We start from the raw sequence: 16,337 nt of genomic DNA on the forward strand, positions 1-16,337 counted from the left end.
TGATAAACTTACCTAAATTTTCCTTGCGCCACATAGCATCTACTTTACGATTTGTTCGCAGCTCCAAAACTCTAATTCCATGAGTTGGTAGTGGGTTTAATTTTGAAAGCAACTGCTGCCAAGAAGTTATTAATTCATGCTCAACATTATAAGTAACACACAATTGAGCAAAATCAATATCTTGGGGAGTAGCAAAAAACTCTTCAAAAGGTGGATCAAATTTAACAATAGGTAACATTTCAAAAATACCGCCACCATTGTTGTTAATTAACACTATTGTTAAATGTCCAACAAACTTATTCCTGATTAAAAATCCATTGGTGTCGTGTAACAAAGCTAAGTCACCTGTTAACATGACACAGCTTTGATGTTGATGGGCAATTCCTAATGCTGTAGATAATGTGCCATCAATACCATTGGCACCTCGGTTGAAAAAGGGTTGTATATGTGAGGCACTCGGTTTCCAGAAAAACTCTACATCTCTCACTGGCATACTGTTGGCGATAAAGACAGGTGTTTCTGGTGGTAACGCATGAGAAAGTAACCAGGCAACTTTACCTTCAAATAAATCTTCTATTTTTTCTAGTTTATGGTCAACAGATTCCCTCACTGTCTTTTCTGTTGTACGCCACTGCTCGATATAAGAAAATGAAGACGGTTTTTCTCTCTCATATTGATTTTTGTTCGATTCCGATGAGGGGAAATTTCCATTTTTCCCCCATATAGCTAGTTGTTCTACAGTTACTCGTAAATGTATTGTTTTACCATGTAGGGGGTCGAGGTTATGATCGGAGGGATCAATCACCCATCGTTTAGGTTGTGTAGCTTTGAGCCAGTTACGCAGTACTGGGCTAGTTGGCATTTCACCGACTTGAATGACTATTTCTGGTGCTAGCTCTTTTGCTAGTTCGGGATTTCGCAAAATTAGGTCATAGGTAGAAATGACTTGTGGGATAAAGTCAGCGTAGTTTCTCACTGGAGAAAGTCCCTCAGCTAACACGGGAAAGTTAAGAGTTTGGGAAAGTTTAGCGATCGCCCTACAATACTTTTGTGGCTCCTGCGGTTGTGCTACACCAGCAATGATGATTCCCCGCTGAGACTTTAGCCACTCTTGGAAAACGGGATCTAGAGGGATTTGGGAAACAGGGGAGATCGTTGTTATGTGAGAGAAGAAGTCTTCTGGGTTTAGGTTGGACTGTAAGTAACTTAAATCTGTTGTATCAGGAAGTGGTGCAAGGGGATCACGAAAAGGTATATTCAAATGTACTGCTCCCATGACTGGTGTTTGCGATCGCTCCCAGGCATGAATCACCATTTGCCGTAGATAAGCTAGCATTTCCATCTCTGGCGAGGGCAAAGCTAACTCTGTTTGCCACGTTGGATAATTGCCAAACAATTTCAACTGGTCTATAGTTTGCCCAGAATGGCAATCTCGCAATTCTGATGGGCGATCAGCCGTTAACAGTAACAACGGTACACGGCTTTCTTTAGCTTCAATCACCGCCGGATAAAAATTTGCGCCTGCTGTTCCAGAAGTGCAAACAACCGCTGTTGGGCGTCCAGTTTTTTTTGCAACTCCCAAGGCAAAAAACGCAGCGGAGCGCTCATCAAGAATCGGAATTGCTTCGATGTGTGGTATTTGCTGGGCAAAAGCAACCGCTAGTGGTGTAGAACGTGAACCAGGACAAATCACTGCACAAGTTAATCCTAGCCGCTTTAATGTTTCTACAAGAATCGATGCCCATACAGTATTAATGTTTCTATAATCAATTGTCATTAACGGATTTTTGCAGGCTAGGATTTTTAGCTGTGATCAGTACCACTAACTCTTGAGAAGCAGCACTTAACTAGTATAGAGGGAGCGGAAACAAAGCTACCATCTAAATAAAGCAGAATTCAGGAGTCAGGAGCCAGGAGTCAGAATACACCACCCGTAAAGGGATGGCTTTTTAAAGAAGAAGTTTCAACTTCCGGAGCATCCCAAATGTTTAAATTTATAATTTGGGAGTGGGAGCATCTTGCTCGCTTTATGTGGGATGTGAGCAAGATGCTCCCACTACCTTCTGACTCCTGAATTCTGACTCCTGACTACTTTATAAATAGATTGTTTACTTTTGCCTTGTTGTTTTTATGGACTGCATTCATTTAACAGGAATTCGTAGCTACGGTTACACAGGATATTTACCAGAGGAACAAGTCTTAGGACAATGGTTTGAGGTAGATGTGAAGTTATGGCTGGATCTTTCTACATCAGCTAAAACTGACGCGATAGAAGACACTGTCGATTATCGTAATGTTATTAACCTGACACAGCATTTGATAAAAACATCAAAATTTGTTCTGGTGGAACGGTTAACAGCGACTATTGCGGATTCCATTTTGGCAGCAAGCGATCGCATAGCCCAGGTACAAGTCACTTTAAGCAAACCTGCTGCACCCATTCCAGACTTTGGCGGCAAAATTACCATTGAACTGACTAGAAGTAAACCACTCGATAAAGTCTACCCAAGCAATGCCGTATAGCCAATTTACTACCATCACCAAAGCCAAAGACGCTTTTGGTTTACAAACAGTAGAGGGGGTGCACTTTTTTCCCAAAATTGCGCCCATCTCTCCTAGCGAAACTCTTTTAAACTACTTAGCAGAAAGTTTACCAATAGCTGCTTCTGGTAGCGAAAAGATGCGGTCAGAAGGGATCATTTACCCTATATTACTAGAAGTAAGGCGTATTCTCGATAAGAAAGTTAATCTATTTTCTGGTGAAGATTTTACAGTTGATGAAAGCCTTGGATTGAACGGGGTGTGTGATTTCCTAATTAGTAGCTCTCTTGAAGTATTGGAAATTGAAGCTCCGGTAATTATTATAGTGGAAGCAAAAAAAGCCGACTTAAGAACAGGAATTGGTCAATGCGTTGCTGAAATGGTTGCTGCTCAACGGTTTAACGAATTAAGAGGAAATTCCAAAAATACTATTTATGGCAGCGTCACCAATGGAATACTCTGGCGATTTCTTAAGCTGGAAGGGCAGGTGGTAACTTTAGACTTAACCGACTATCCACTACCCCCAGTGGACGAAATTCTTGGATTCTTTGTGTGGATGGCTGAAAATGCGTGATGAAGATAACGAACACGTACGATATCGCGTAAGGGCTGCAGACTTCATAGTTGCTCGTAGTCCGTCGGTTGAGCATGTACCTCAGCAATCTCTTGTTTAGCACGCTGGGCTACTGCTATGAGTTTTGGTTGACTTTTCTTAAAGGACTCCTTCCATTGAAGTTCGTCACGCAAATCGTCAAGATACTCTTTGAGATGCTCTACAACTCTATCTTGTATGTCTTCACGCAAAGACTCCATCATCTTGATCACCGTGGTAATTGCCTCAGATGACATAACAATATTTATCTTCAAAAATGAACAGTCTTTTACTCATCATACCTCCAAAATCATACTAAAGAACTATAGCAAGTTATATCTACTAGATGTAGATTTATCTATCAATTAATTGTTTAGTAGAATCTGGTGAGTCTTACAGGTGGAAAAAGATGGATAAGACACTATTAACGATCTTAATGTTTGCATTCCTACTCTTGTTTATCACATCTCCCTTTGCTGGTCTTGCTAGCTTGATGCTTGTATTATAAGTTGCAGCGTTTTTCTTTTTACTAAGCAGCGTGTTCCAAGGGATTTTTGGCAGTAAAACTGACCCTAATAAATCATGAGATGGAAAGAATAGGGATTCCTACTACCTGATCAAAAAAGAACACGAGCTATCTCTGTTGATAAAAACATGCAGAAAATCTATGAAGAGTAGGCGGGTAGGTACTTCTGTTTGTTCTGTCTTACTGGGGACTTAATAAACTGTGAGATTTCTATTTTAAAAATTGTTAAGCCATTCTCGTCTTATCGGGGATTATTTCCCCTTTGTGACAGCAAGCAGTAAATGTGTGTATGTTCGCTTCTTTAAGGGGATAGTTCAAAAAATAAGGAGTAAGATGAAAGTTATATATAAGGTAAACCACTATGGATCACACGACTCTTTCTGGTCATAATCAACACGATTTCATTGATTCTAATCACAATCACCAAGAAGGTAGCTTGACGCATCAAGGTTGGTCGCATGGGAGCCATTATGTCTACGGCAGCTTGACACACCACCACGGGTTGCACGGAGGAACGGACTGTAAGCCTTATCTAGGGCATCATGCTCCAACGTTTAATGATGGACTAGCGACTCAGGACACTAACAACTTGCATGGGCAAATAATTGATCATGTAGTCAACGCTAGTAACCACGATCACCATGTTAATAATTATGCTAATAACCTAAGATTTGGCGAGTCGAAATCCGATTATCACAAGGGGTGGAGCGATTATTATAAAAGTCAAGCTGAGTACAACGCACGTCATGGTTATGCATCTGATGCACAATCCTCAGCAAACCACGCTGCTTCAGAAAAAGCTAAAAGCGATTACTACAAGCATTATGGGCAATAATTAAAGATAGGGAGCAACGCAATTGTGCGCCACGAAGCGCGATAGTTAAATGAGAGAACCGACCATTAGGTCAGTATTTCTTACATCTATGCCAGGTAAATGAGGAACCTTTGGGGCGTAGCTCGTTGTGGGTGCGAGTAACGGGTGAAATAGCTGCTCCTAAACAGCGCAGTGAGGCGCGAGGTAACCCACCAAGAGGCTGTGCTTGGTTAAGAACTGGCATGGCGAGTTCAAACGAAGTGAATTTCAACTCACGAGAAATGTTTTATCCATCACATAATAACTTACCTAGTTCGGGAGTACCTCCCAGACTGATACGGGATCGCGAACAAATGTGCAAGTACGTTCTGCCAAGAGTTGTTGGCTTGGTATCCCCAATCCTTCGCTCTAAGTAGGTGTGCTGCCTTTTCAAAAATAACTTTACTCAACTATCTATTCAATTAACTAGGGTTGTCAATATGGTTTTAGATCCAGCTTCAGATTTAATGTTAGTTGGAGCAAGCCAGGGGATTGGGAATAGCATTAGCGCTCTGGCACCTTTCATGACAAGCTTTGCGATTTTAACAAACAGTTTGCTTTACAGTTTTCATGGTTCAACTGTCAGTCGTGACATAGAAGAGAAGCGTCAGGAAGCGCAGAGAAAGCTTGCAGCGCTAAGTCAGGAACACGATTTGAAAATGCTCAGAGAGCGTCATGATCTGGAGAAGCAAATAGCCGTTATTAATCATCAACTGTTACTTCAAAAAGCTGCTTATGAGCGGGAAACCCTTTTTCAATCAGCCGAATTTCAAAGTATCCTTGCTAACTCGTGGCCTCTAATTCCAAGACCCTCAGAGCTGATAGAGTTTCCAGATCCTAGTGGTTTAATTCCGCTTAAGATTTTATTTTTACCTCCTATATTAGATTACGACAAGTATGGGCGTATTCCCTATCCCTTTCCGTATATTGAAGGACGTTTAGCTCAAAAGCTAAGACATTTTACTGAAAAGCACTACCCTCAATATGATGTAGTAAGACCAGTAAAGTTGTTAGATGCAGCTTGGGATAGCAAGCGTTTTCGTGGGGGTTCGGCTATCAATACTTTGCATCGAGGCTTGCAATCCGAATCAATTCTAATTCTAGAACTAGATCTTGCTGGAGGGTATCTAGATTTTCGTGTTGGCTACTGGGAGACGGGACAGCGACAGCCTTTTTATCAAACTGTCATTTCTGAAGTGGCGCACGCCGATATTGTTTTTGGCTCGGCGAAAGCTAATGGTCGCCAAGAACCAAAAGAAGAGGATTTGGAAATTCTTGTCCAGTTATTAAGTTCTTGGCTGTGTTTAATTACAGGCTGGGTAGCAGATGTTCATCATCTCACCCATCACGATGTTTCTCCCTTATTGCCTGCGTTAATACCTGATTTGGTAAGTAATGAGTTTGACATGCAAGTTGTAGAATTTGTTGTCGATGGCTATAAACAGGTCTACAAGGCTTTGGAAGAGACGCGTCCCTACTCGACTCCCTACCTTGCCTTGCAATTAGCTCAAAGTTTAGCTCGCTTACCTGACAAATCGTCGGCGAGAGAGCAATTAAATTATTCACTTCAATCTTGGTTGATACAGCGCCGAATCACAAAAGCTGAAGGAGTCGATCCTTTGGAAGCAATGAAGTCAAAACTTACAATCTTAGACCGCCAGTATGTGAAAGGATTGCAAGACTGTTTCAGTCTTATTGGAGATGAGAAAGGGAAAGAAAAAACAAATAAGGTTTTGAAATTTATAAAGGAGAGTGTCATGATAGAGCAAGTTCGAGAAATAATTGGTTTTGATTTGGGACATGGTGATACAGCTGTAACTAGGATATCAAGGGATATTGAGGGTAATCCTCATCCACAGAGCCTGACTGTTCATGGCGTCAAAAAACAGATTACAGCAATTGGTTTTGATTCAGAAAACAAGGCTTATGTGGGCCAACAGGCAGTAGCTTATGCCACAAAACTGCATATCGGCTTTAAACAAAAACCAACTGATTTACCAGATGAGCGAGCAGAATTTCTCAAACTCTACATGGCAGAATACTATCGTCTACTAAAAGAGAGAGGAGAGATTCAAGGTGGAGAGGTTAGCAAATTTCTTATTGGATGTCCATCTGGATGGGAAAAGGAAGAGCGAGAAGCCTATGCAGAATTTCTAAAGATAGAAGAGATTCCTCTTTTAGAAGTCGTATCTGAATCTCGTGCGGCTTTAATATACGCTAAGGATTCTCAAAATTTCACAGTTTCTGATTTGCTTGAGACAGCACTGGTTATTGATATTGGTTCTTCCACAACGGACTTTACACTGGTGAGAAGTCTAAAAGAAAAACCAGAAGATTTTGGTGAGAATGAACTAGGGGCATCTTTGATTGACGAATCGATCTTTGCTTTATCACTTGCCAATGCTACAAGAAAGCAGGAAATAGAGCAGGCATTTACACGAGATCGCTCTCTCATAGTAAAATGTAAGCTTAAATGTCGCGAAGCGAAGGAAATATTTTTTTCACAAGAAAAAACTTATAAAGAATCGCAAAAAAGGGTTAAAGATGCTGACTATGAAATTGACGAAAATAACGATCTTTATTTCAAACCTATGGTCACTGCTGAGTCTATTAAAAAAATATTGGACGAGCCTCAGAGTAAATTAGGTGGAAAGAGTTGGCGACAAGCCTTTGAAACCAAAATCAGGGAGGTGAAAGAAAGGCTAGATCGAGAAGGAACTAAAATTAAGGTTATGCTTTTGACTGGTGGTGCATCCAATATGCAGTTTACTCGTGATATTTGTCAAAGCATCTTTTCTGAAGCCAAATTTCAAACTGATGTACAGCCAGAGTTTTCTATTGCAGAAGGTTTAGCGAGAGTAGGTAGATGGGACTTTCTTGCTGAGGATTTTAAGAAAGAAGTTAAAGCACTGATTGACAGAGGAGAGGTAAGAGAAATCGTTCGCGCTCATATTCATAAGTTGATTGACCTCATCGTCGAGCCACTTACAAAAGGCATTGTAGAAAATGTGGTTGAGGTTAGCTTAAAAAAATGGCAGCAGAGAGAAATAGTTACTTTTGATCAAGTCGAGAAAAAGATAAAACTTCTTGTAGAAAGTTGGCTCAACAGTCAGGAGGTAAAGGAGATAATTAATAAAAAATGCGAAGAATGGCTTGGAGATCCAGCACTTCTGGAAGACTTAAATCAGAAAACTCAACCTATCTGTCAAAAATTCAAGATAGATAATAGTGGCTTAAATTTACGAGCAAACATCGATCCTAATATAGGGAACCAAGCTATACCTCTAAAAGATGTTATTGGAATTGAGGCTTTTAAGAAGATAACTGATGTAATTGCCGATATAATCGGCGATCTATTAGCTATTGGCGGATTCATAGGCGGGATACTTTTGTTTTTAGCTGGAAACTGGATTTGGGGTATTCTTGCTTTTGTCATTACTAATTATGCAGGAAAAGCAGCAGAAGTAATTCGACAAATATCTCAAGAAATACTTAAAGCAAGTCAAAAAACAATCGTAGATTGGCTAAAAAAAACTGATTTACCTATCGAGTCACGAAAAAATATATTGCCTGATGACAAAATTGGCACTGTATGTGAGGAGAAAAAGACCGAATTAGCGACAGAAATTTCAGAAAAAATGAGCGAAAATGAGGCTGTCTTTAAATATGTAGTCGAACAAGTTGGAACAGAATTAGAAAAAGCTTTGGAGAAAAGGGCAGATCAAGCAACTGTCCTAATTGATCGGTATGTGTAGGAGCCAGCAATAAGGATCAATCTGAGCCAAGATTAATTTGCAACTATCAATAAAAAATGTCCGTTCTCATTTGTGGAGAAAATTTCCTTACTTTATATTACAAAATCCTGCTTTATTACCTCCTGGTATTGAAGTTCAGCTCTTGTAAGATGGAGAATACAAATTTTCTATGCCAGGAATGAACGAAACGTTGCGAGTTACGACTAAAGCTGATTACTTTAACGAACACCCAGATAGTACTGAGCTATGGTCGCCTGCAAGTCCTTTATTTCCCGTTGTTGATGGTCTTGAGTAAAAAAAACGAGCGCGGAGGGATTTGAACCCCCGACCAACAGAACCGGAATCTGTTGCTCTATCCACTGAGCTACGCGCCCTCAACGTTTAATAGTATAACACTGTTTTGCTAATTTAGAGGAAAGCCATAGGATCTACTGGTGTACCGTCTCGGCGTACTTCAAAGTGGAGATGAGGACCAGTAGATAAACCTGTGGAGCCCACCGCCGCGATCGCCTGTCCTCGCTTTACGGTTTGTCCTTCAACAACATATAATTCACTAGTATGGCCATAAAGAGTCGTAACACCTTTACCGTGGTTGATGATAACAGCTTTGCCATAGCCACCGTACCATCCTGCAAAAATTACTGTTCCTGAATCTGCTGCACGAATTGTAGTGCCATAACTAGCAGCAAAATCCAAACCTGAGTGAAAGCGTCGATAACCGAGAATCGGATGCATTCGCCAACCAAAAGGACTGCTAGTAGGTGCATCGCTAGGATACGCAAACACTCCGGTTCCGTGAACATCGATAGTTTTATCTATTGCTTTTGCTTGTTCTACCTTTTGTTTAATCAACACAGCAATAGCTTGTGAATCTTTATCTAGCTGAGTTTGCGCTGCTTCTAATGCAAAGCGATCGCTATTTAGTCTTCCAATTACCTGCTCTTGCAACTCAGCAGCCGCTTGATAATCAGCTTTTTGTGAGAGTAATTGTTGCCGAATCAGATCGATCTCGTTTTTTTGTTGTTCAACGGCGGTTGTTTTTTTATTAATCCGGTTTGCCAAAGCCGTCAGTTTTGTTAAAACTTGCTCGTCAGATTTATAAACCAACTGCAACTGACGACGGCGATCTAAAAAATCATTAAGACTTTGGCTTTGCAGCAAAACCGCCCATCCTTGGTGACTGCGCGAACGTTGTAGGAGCCTTAGCCGCGCAACTGTTGCTGCTTGACGCTTTTGGTAGGAATTGCGAGCAGCTACTAAATCATTTACTAACTGCTGGAGGTGTTGGTTTGCAACTTGTAGTCGCAATTCGCTGTCTTGAATCTGAGTATCAGTCATTTGCAAGTTTTGCTGTAAGTTAGTTAAGTGATCTTGTGCAGCTTGTTGCAGATTTGTTAGGCGATCGCGCTCTTGAATTAAATCTGCTCGCTGTTGCTTCATAACCTGTTGTTGTTGCTGTAACGTTTCAATGGACTGAGAACCCCCCTGGGTTGCAGCGCTAACTGGCAATACTAGGATCAATACTATCGATATGCACAAAATCCAGCAAACCGCAAGATATGACCAGGGTAATTTTTTGGTTCTCATGTTGTTAGGTTTTTCAAGGCGATAGGGAAAAGGGCGCGAATTACGCCAAAGACCATGTGTATTATTCCCATTTCATCTATCGGATCAATTTGTTCGTGAGATACTAATACAAAGTTTCAGCTATGCCAGCATTGACAACGAAGGTATCGCCCTATTTGAGGTCGTATGAGCGTAAGCAGAGCAGTTCTTTTGATGATCTTAGTCATTCCTGGTTTGTTGTTAGCAGGGTCATCTATTTACTCGTTCAACACTGAATACGAGGAAGTTGCAAGAAGTGAAAGATATGTAGAAAGGTTGGTTAGAGAGGGAAGATCTAGCGATCGGCAGTTGGATCTTGCCTATCACCGCAGTTTAGTTCATCGTATGAATGCATACGTGAATGGAACGTGGGGATTTATTGGTGCGACTATCGCAGCCATAGGCGTACATGGGATAGCAACTGCTAAAGATGATTCTATCCAAGACCAAAAAAGGTCATAATTATATCAGGGAACGGGAAATAGGAAAAGGAAAAAACTCACGTGAATTGCCCAATGTCAGCTAAGGCGCGATCGCGGTAACGTCCGTAACGCTCCTGTTTATTCTTGATTTTCTCTCCTAGTTCGGGCAAAATACCAAAGTTAGGAGGCATGGGCTGAAAGTGCTTGGGAGAGGCAGAACTAATGAATTCAAATAAAGACCCCATCATTGTTGTAGATGGTAGTGTCAAAGGTTCTTTCCCCAAAGCAATCAATGCTGCATTTCTCCCAGCTAGCCATCCACCGGCTGCTGCTGCTGTGTAACCTTCTGTGCCAATCAACTGTCCAGCAGCTAGTAACGTTGGGCGTTGCTTAAATTGTAGGGTAGGAAGCATTAACTGGGGAGCATTAAGAAAGGTATTGCGGTGCATCACACCTAACCGAACAAATTCAGCATTTTCCAACCCAGGTATCATCCGGAATACTCGCTTTTGTTCACTCCATCGTAAGTTGGTTTGAAATCCGACCATATTCCAGAGTTGACCAGCTTTGTCTTCTTGGCGTAACTGTATGACGGCGTAGGGACGGTTTACTCTTGCATCCCCTTCGCCAATTTGGGCGGTTGAAGGGGGAGTCAAACCCACAGGCTTAAGGGGACCATAACGCATAGTATCTTCGCCCCGGTTTGCTAATTCTTCTATTGGCAAACAGGCTTCAAAAAACTTCGCTGTTTCTCGCTCAAAATCCTTTAGTTCGACTTGTTCAGCAGCACAAAGTTCTTGCCAAAACCGTAGGTACTGCTCTTTATTCATTGGGCAGTTGAGATAAGCAGCTTCGCCTTTATCGTAACGAGAGGCTAGAAAAGCAATGTCTCGGTTTATAGATTCCCCTACAATAATAGGGCTAGCAGCATCAAAAAAGCTAAGATATTCCATCCCTGTAAAGCGACGTAAATCTTCTGCTAAGTCAGGGCTAGTTAAAGGACCAGTTGCTAAAACAACAATCCCTTCAGGAATAACACTTAATTCTCCTCGACGGATTTCAATTAAGGGATGGCGAGAAAGGGTTTCCGTCAAGTCTTGGCTAAATTGTCCTCGATCTACTGCTAATGCACCACCAGCAGGAACGACGTGTTCATCAGCTTTACTAATAACGATAGAACCAAGTCGGCGCAATTCTTCGTGCAAAAGACCGGTAGCGCGATCGCTTGCCATCGCCCCAAAAGAATTGCTACACACCAATTCTGCAAAGTGTTCGGTGTGATGGGCAGGGCTAAACCGTTTGGGACGCATCTCATGCAGCACTACGGGTATTCCTGAACAAGCTATCTGCCAGGCTGCTTCTGTCCCAGCGAGTCCACCGCCAATAACTTGAATTGGTTGCTTTTCCATACACGTCGAACTGCTGGCGTTACATCTCACCTAATTATACCTATTTTAATGCTCTTGAACTGAGCATCAGATTACGGCTGCTCTGGATTCGCTTCCTCCCAAGTTGTTGCAAAGCGAATTTCATCAAAAAAAGCTTGGTGTTTCTTGCTCTGTTGTTCTCGGTAGAGCCCGTAAAAGACATCAAAAGTTTTATTGGGCAAATTCTTGCCGTTAAGAGCTATGGAGGGATCGTATCCGATTTTTCCCAACCACCGAATCACTTCAACCCCATTATGCCAGACTCTAACTTCCCCATCATCAGGTAAGCCTGTGTGACGCATCTTAGTGTAAACGATAAAAGTATGCCATTGTTGACGGTTTAAGGTGTTGTCCACTCCTGGATTAAAGGGTATAACATTTGGGATAAGAGATTTTGGATTGCCTCCGGTTCTATTATTCCGGAATAAAAATTGGTACCTGATAGGGTTTGATGGGTTACTGTCTGGGATAATTTCTAGTTGCAAAGGTGGAGAATATGGTGAACCCTGCCACCATTGCCCAAGCAGCAAACTTTTGGAAGGAACATCAAACTCACCAAGTTTAACTGCGAAGCCTGTGTATTTAGGTTGATTGAAGTCAAGTGCAAAGCTATCGTTACTTCCAGAACCAGCCGATGAGATTCGATGATTGACTTTATCTGTACCGTTTGGGGTTAAGTTCTCAGTGGGATCGATTTCCATTCCAATAGAGGAACTTCCCTTGTAAAACTCGCTGGAACTAATCCACGGTAAATAAACCCAATTTGCTCTGGGATCGGGCTTGTAAATTACTCTATAATTCCTGCCAGCTTCTTTGAGATTTCCTTGAGAATCGATTGAAGCGCCGTTGGTTGGTTCTCCGGTAATGCGAACGAACAACTCCGCTTGAGCTTTCTCCATCAGAGGAATCAATAAAACAAAGGTGCAGGAGATTAACTGCAATACATACTTCTTCATGCTTCTCTACTCTTTACTATTGTTCGTGTATCCTGTTATGCATTGCAATTAGAGCGTTTTTCCTTGGTCGATTCACAACAAGGCGGCTTACAGCAGTTTTCACCTAAATGAACCACACCGTTTGTAAGGGCGCAAGGCCGCAGCGCCCCTACGACTGTGGTCTAATTACCTGAAAATTGCTGTAATATTAAGCTGCAAATATTGGACAACCTTTAGAAGGAAAGAATAACTGCGGCCATGAATTCCTGTGGTTTCACGTAAATTCTTAAAGTATCGTAAAAAAAAGAGGATAAGTAGTCTTTACTCCTTTATTGTTTACGGATTTAAGAATTTTTTAGAGAACGTGAAAAGCCAGATCAATTGATGCCTAAACAATTGATAATTGATTGATGGTAGAGCAACCAAACCTTAATCTAGTAAAATATCTAGTATGAGTAGCCCACTCTCTGCATTTATGCTTAGTGTGGAGATTACAATTTATTTGTAAAAATTCAGCATAATTACATAATACCGTTAAATCTTTCTCAGATCAATCACTTACTGCCAGAAATTTTCTAAAGATACTGTGAAGTAAGATCAAGAAATGTTATAGCTTCTCATTTAATGGGTAATACTGACGTTTCTTCTAAAGATGTATTTATTATAGTATTGCAGCTATTCAACTTCGCTCAACGTTTGTACAAAAATTCTCATTGATAAGCTTTTAGTGCTAACGTACCAAACGAGAGTTCTTAAAAGAACCATCTCAGTAAGGATTAACACAATATGTTAATTTAAGAATAATCACTTGTTAAATAATTATTAAAAAAATACTGTATTTCGTACAGGCCAAGGAGCGTCTGTATCCCTACAGCAAAATACGTATTGGTTCTTTATTATTAGAGTCTATTCATATAACTTCAATTATCTAATGTGATCATCTTATGATTAAAGTTGCTCAAATACCGGTGAAATCGTTTCCCTATATTTGACTAAGTAAAATGGTAAAAATTAATTACTGTTTTCTTTACGATTATTGATACCAAATGCTATAGTATACACATAGCGTTATCTGCTAACAAACAACCAAAAATATTAGGTGAGACTCCTTTTCGGCAGACTGACCACTGTACAGACAAGTCATTAACTGCAAGGAAAAACAACAGTACTTTGGTTGTTATAGTCAATCTGCATGAAAATCAAATGCACTGACTAAGTGTAAAGCGTGCGATAGTTTATCTTTCGTACATTGGTTGAGTTATCTCAACTTATATACTTGTTAATTTCTGTCAGCAAAAAAGTATCGGTAGACATGAGTGATTATTCGTTTAACGACCAACTAACTCTAGAAACCAAAGCTGAAGAACTAGCGAAAACGGCAATGGACCAAGGTCTAATCCCAAGTTTTGCTATCGACTACTTCCCTGATAACTGGATATTTTTTATTCCAAGTGAAAATAAATCTCAACCTCTTACTCCGGAAGAGGCATACCTTCGTTTACACAAGCTAGTTGAGGGAGGAAATCAAGTTACCGCCAGAAGATAGATAATATCACGGTTCTGTATTAACACATAATAATTATTTCTAAGTAGTAGGGGGAGTGCTTCTGTACTCCCCCTACTAGTTGAACGGCAAAACTCTTATTTTTCGAGAATCGTTTCTTGGAGTACTGTTAATTCCTCCACGGACTCAATTTGTACTTTTCCTTTGTGATACTAGTACATTAGCACCATTGAAAGTTTGTGGTGCGATTGTTACTGTTACAGTACTAGCATCTCATGTCCGAATATCCGAGGCTGCAATAATAAGCAGTCTTGAATGCTCCGTAGTTGTTCGTAACTTAAGGAGATCTCATGAAACTTGAAGGGAAAGTCGCACTGGTCACAGGTAGTAGCCAGGGGATTGGACAGGCGATCGCCATTCGCCTTGCCGAAGAAGGTGCCAACATTATAATCGATTACCGCTCTCACCCGCAAGGAGCTGAGGAGACCAAAACAAGAGTCGAAGCATCAGGAAGCAAAGGCTTCATTATCAAAGCAGATTTGAGTCTAGTTTCGGATATCCACCAAATGGTCACCGAAGGGATTCAACACTTTGGTAAGCTAGACATACTCGTCAACAATGCAGGGATAGAGAAGAACGCCTCTTTCTGGGATGTGACCGAAGAAGATTATGACAATGTACTCAATGTCAACCTCAAAGGCGTATTTTTTGCAACTCAAGCAATTGTCAAACACTTAAGGGAAACTAAGCGTCCAGGAAAAATCATCAATATTAGCTCGGTGCATGAAGAATTACCTTTTCCACACTTTACCTCTTACTGCGCAAGTAAAGGTGGTGTGAAAATGATGATGCGAAACTTAGCGATCGAACTTGGACCATTGGGAATTACAATCAACAACGTTGCTCCAGGCGCTATCAACACTCCTATTAACACAAGTTTGATAGAAGACAAGCAAAAGCTCAACGCTGTTCTCAATAATATACCCCTCGGAAGATTGGGAGAACCAAATGATGTTGCTTCTATAGTCGCCTTTTTAGCTTCAGACGATGCTAATTACGTGACGGGAGCTACATTTTTTGTTGATGGTGGACTTCTGTGGAATTATAAAGAACAGTAAGCACATAAAATTGTTTAGGGAAAGAATAACATGAAAGCTGCTGTTTTACAGAATTATCACCAACCTCTAGAACTGCAGGATGTCCCTGTACCTGAAATCGGTCCAACCGAAGTACTGATTAAAGTCCATGCTTGCGGAATCTGTGGTTCAGATGTACATTTGGTTGATGACGAGTTTAAGGGACTCTCAACAGTACCAGTCATTCCTGGTCATGAAGTTGCTGGAGTAATAGAACAAGTCGGTGAAGAAATCAACTATCTTAAGAAGGGTGATAGGGTTGGTGTTTCCTGGACTCAACACACTTGCGGTCATTGTCGTTACTGCATACGCGGTGAATCAGTTTTATGTCCAGAGCAATTGGTAACCGGTGTGAGCCTCAATGGAGGTTACGCAGAGTACACCAAAGCCCCTGCTCGTGATGTGACTGTGATCCCCGATGCAATTTCATTTGAAGATGCAGCACCTTTATTCTGTGCAGGACTTACTGTTTACACACCATTCAATTACGTCGGTTTCAAGCCAGGACAAACTGTTGCTGTCATGGGCGTAGGAGGGCTCGGACATCTGGCACTACAGTTTGCCCATGCATTAGGAGCGCACACTATTGCCATCAGCCGAGGAGAAGATAAACTTCAATTGGCTAAAGAACAATTAGGGGCAGATGAAGCGATAGATTCAAGTACTGATGAATGGGTAAAAAAGGTGCAGCAGATAGGTGGTGCTGACGTCATTCTCTCAACAGCCAATTCTTCTAAACTTATGGGACAAGCTCTCCACGCACTTGCACCAGAAGGAACATTAGTATTGCTCGCTATAGATAACAAAGAGATTCTCTTTCCGTCGCCAATGGATTTCATCGGAGGGCGTCGCCGCGTAATGGGGAGTCCCAGTGGCTCAATTAAAGATATGCGTGAGACACTAGAGGTTGCTGCTAAGCATGGTGTTCGCCCCATGATTGAAACTCATCCCTTAGAAAACGCTCAGCAAGCACTTGAGCGTGTGCGTAACGCTCAACCTCGTTTTCGAGCAGTGCTGACAATGAATTGATGGGCAATGGGC

At 41.2% G+C, this 16,337-nt stretch carries 15 protein-coding genes and 1 tRNA gene; 10 read left to right on the forward strand and 6 right to left on the reverse strand.

What is annotated here, in order from left to right; all coding sequences use genetic code 11:
* Positions 1-1,777 (reverse strand): 2-succinyl-5-enolpyruvyl-6-hydroxy-3-cyclohexene-1-carboxylic-acid synthase (gene menD, locus G4P69_RS11020; protein WP_208349742.1); only part of this gene is annotated, 1,777 nt, incomplete at its 3' end.
* A 353-nt stretch (positions 1,778-2,130) separates the two neighbouring features.
* On the opposite strand from menD, the gene folB reads away from it, so the two are divergent.
* Both folB and G4P69_RS11030 read left to right on the forward strand, forming a co-directional pair.
* Positions 2,131-2,523: a dihydroneopterin aldolase gene (gene folB, locus G4P69_RS11025; protein WP_208346182.1), complete on the forward strand. Its 393-nt coding sequence runs from the start codon at positions 2,131-2,133 to the stop codon at positions 2,521-2,523.
* Complete coding sequence (locus G4P69_RS11030) at positions 2,513-3,115, forward strand: hypothetical protein (RefSeq protein WP_208349744.1); 603 nt, start codon at positions 2,513-2,515, stop codon at positions 3,113-3,115. The genes folB and G4P69_RS11030 overlap by 11 nt, the downstream gene beginning before the upstream one ends.
* Positions 3,116-3,159: 44 nt before the next feature.
* Here G4P69_RS11030 and G4P69_RS11035 read toward each other — a convergent pair whose 3' ends face one another.
* Complete coding sequence (locus tag G4P69_RS11035; RefSeq protein ID WP_208349745.1) at positions 3,160-3,390, reverse strand: hypothetical protein; 231 nt, start codon at positions 3,388-3,390, stop codon at positions 3,160-3,162.
* A 630-nt stretch (positions 3,391-4,020) separates the two neighbouring features.
* On the opposite strand from G4P69_RS11035, the gene G4P69_RS11040 reads away from it, so the two are divergent.
* From G4P69_RS11040 to G4P69_RS39910, 4 genes are all read left to right on the forward strand, one after another.
* On the forward strand, positions 4,021-4,494 hold the full coding sequence (locus G4P69_RS11040; protein ID WP_208349746.1) for a hypothetical protein: 474 nt from the start codon (positions 4,021-4,023) through the stop codon (positions 4,492-4,494).
* Positions 4,495-4,604: 110 nt separating this feature from the next.
* Positions 4,605-4,889: a hypothetical protein gene (locus tag G4P69_RS11045; protein WP_208349747.1), complete on the forward strand. Its 285-nt coding sequence runs from the start codon at positions 4,605-4,607 to the stop codon at positions 4,887-4,889.
* 63 nt (positions 4,890-4,952) lie between these two features.
* Positions 4,953-8,267 carry an Hsp70 family protein gene (locus tag G4P69_RS11050; protein ID WP_208349749.1) on the forward strand — a complete coding sequence of 1,105 codons (3,315 nt, stop codon included), beginning with the start codon at positions 4,953-4,955 and terminating at the stop codon, positions 8,265-8,267.
* Positions 8,268-8,436: 169 nt separating this feature from the next.
* Positions 8,437-8,562 carry a hypothetical protein gene (locus G4P69_RS39910; protein ID WP_279606302.1) on the forward strand — a complete coding sequence of 42 codons (126 nt, stop codon included), beginning with the start codon at positions 8,437-8,439 and terminating at the stop codon, positions 8,560-8,562.
* Positions 8,563-8,568: 6 nt separating this feature from the next.
* On the opposite strand, the gene G4P69_RS11055 is transcribed toward G4P69_RS39910, so the two are convergent.
* Positions 8,569-8,641 (reverse strand) — tRNA-Arg (locus tag G4P69_RS11055).
* Positions 8,642-8,675: 34 nt separating this feature from the next.
* Positions 8,676-9,854: a murein hydrolase activator EnvC family protein gene (locus tag G4P69_RS11060; RefSeq protein WP_208349751.1), complete on the reverse strand. Its 1,179-nt coding sequence runs from the start codon at positions 9,852-9,854 to the stop codon at positions 8,676-8,678.
* 165 nt (positions 9,855-10,019) lie between these two features.
* On the opposite strand from G4P69_RS11060, the gene G4P69_RS11065 reads away from it, so the two are divergent.
* The gene (locus G4P69_RS11065; protein ID WP_208345805.1) at positions 10,020-10,334 is read left to right on the forward strand and encodes a hypothetical protein; all 315 of its coding nucleotides are present in this window, start codon (positions 10,020-10,022) and stop codon (positions 10,332-10,334) included.
* 37 nt (positions 10,335-10,371) lie between these two features.
* On the opposite strand, the gene trmFO is transcribed toward G4P69_RS11065, so the two are convergent.
* Positions 10,372-11,703, reverse strand: coding sequence for an FADH(2)-oxidizing methylenetetrahydrofolate--tRNA-(uracil(54)-C(5))-methyltransferase TrmFO (trmFO, locus tag G4P69_RS11070; protein WP_208345803.1), 1,332 nt, complete (start codon positions 11,701-11,703; stop codon positions 10,372-10,374).
* A 71-nt stretch (positions 11,704-11,774) separates the two neighbouring features.
* The gene (locus G4P69_RS11075) at positions 11,775-12,677 is read right to left on the reverse strand and encodes a heparin lyase I family protein (RefSeq protein WP_208349766.1); all 903 of its coding nucleotides are present in this window, start codon (positions 12,675-12,677) and stop codon (positions 11,775-11,777) included.
* A gap of 1,291 nt (positions 12,678-13,968) precedes the next feature.
* Between G4P69_RS11075 and G4P69_RS11080 the strand changes: the two genes are divergently transcribed.
* The 3 genes from G4P69_RS11080 (at position 13,969) to G4P69_RS11090 (ending at position 16,325) form a co-directional block, all read left to right on the forward strand.
* Positions 13,969-14,202, forward strand: coding sequence for a hypothetical protein (locus tag G4P69_RS11080; protein WP_208345851.1), 234 nt, complete (start codon positions 13,969-13,971; stop codon positions 14,200-14,202).
* A 308-nt stretch (positions 14,203-14,510) separates the two neighbouring features.
* Positions 14,511-15,278 carry a glucose 1-dehydrogenase gene (locus G4P69_RS11085; protein WP_208349769.1) on the forward strand — a complete coding sequence of 256 codons (768 nt, stop codon included), beginning with the start codon at positions 14,511-14,513 and terminating at the stop codon, positions 15,276-15,278.
* Positions 15,279-15,308: 30 nt separating this feature from the next.
* Positions 15,309-16,325: an alcohol dehydrogenase catalytic domain-containing protein gene (locus tag G4P69_RS11090; protein ID WP_208349772.1), complete on the forward strand. Its 1,017-nt coding sequence runs from the start codon at positions 15,309-15,311 to the stop codon at positions 16,323-16,325.
* Positions 16,326-16,337 lie beyond the last annotated feature (12 nt).

The sequence above is a fragment of the Aetokthonos hydrillicola CCALA 1050 genome, from assembly GCF_017591665.1.
Classification (GTDB): Bacteria; Cyanobacteriota; Cyanobacteriia; order Cyanobacteriales; family Nostocaceae; genus Aetokthonos; species Aetokthonos hydrillicola.

Bases quoted from the DNA above. Each gene is read 5' to 3' on its own strand.
- folB (WP_208346182.1), top strand. From the start codon at position 2,131: ATGGACTGCATTCATTTAACAGGAATTCGTAGCTACGGTTACACAGGA.
- G4P69_RS11030 (WP_208349744.1), top strand. From the start codon at position 2,513: ATGCCGTATAGCCAATTTACTACCATCACCAAAGCCAAAGACGCTTTT.
- G4P69_RS11035 (WP_208349745.1), bottom strand. From the start codon at position 3,390: ATGTCATCTGAGGCAATTACCACGGTGATCAAGATGATGGAGTCTTTG.
- G4P69_RS11040 (WP_208349746.1), top strand. From the start codon at position 4,021: ATGGATCACACGACTCTTTCTGGTCATAATCAACACGATTTCATTGAT.
- G4P69_RS11050 (WP_208349749.1), top strand. From the start codon at position 4,953: ATGGTTTTAGATCCAGCTTCAGATTTAATGTTAGTTGGAGCAAGCCAG.
- G4P69_RS39910 (WP_279606302.1), top strand. From the start codon at position 8,437: ATGCCAGGAATGAACGAAACGTTGCGAGTTACGACTAAAGCTGATTAC.
- G4P69_RS11060 (WP_208349751.1), bottom strand. From the start codon at position 9,854: ATGAGAACCAAAAAATTACCCTGGTCATATCTTGCGGTTTGCTGGATT.
- G4P69_RS11065 (WP_208345805.1), top strand. From the start codon at position 10,020: ATGAGCGTAAGCAGAGCAGTTCTTTTGATGATCTTAGTCATTCCTGGT.
- trmFO (WP_208345803.1), bottom strand. From the start codon at position 11,703: ATGGAAAAGCAACCAATTCAAGTTATTGGCGGTGGACTCGCTGGGACA.
- G4P69_RS11075 (WP_208349766.1), bottom strand. From the start codon at position 12,677: ATGAAGAAGTATGTATTGCAGTTAATCTCCTGCACCTTTGTTTTATTG.
- G4P69_RS11080 (WP_208345851.1), top strand. From the start codon at position 13,969: ATGAGTGATTATTCGTTTAACGACCAACTAACTCTAGAAACCAAAGCT.
- G4P69_RS11085 (WP_208349769.1), top strand. From the start codon at position 14,511: ATGAAACTTGAAGGGAAAGTCGCACTGGTCACAGGTAGTAGCCAGGGG.
- G4P69_RS11090 (WP_208349772.1), top strand. From the start codon at position 15,309: ATGAAAGCTGCTGTTTTACAGAATTATCACCAACCTCTAGAACTGCAG.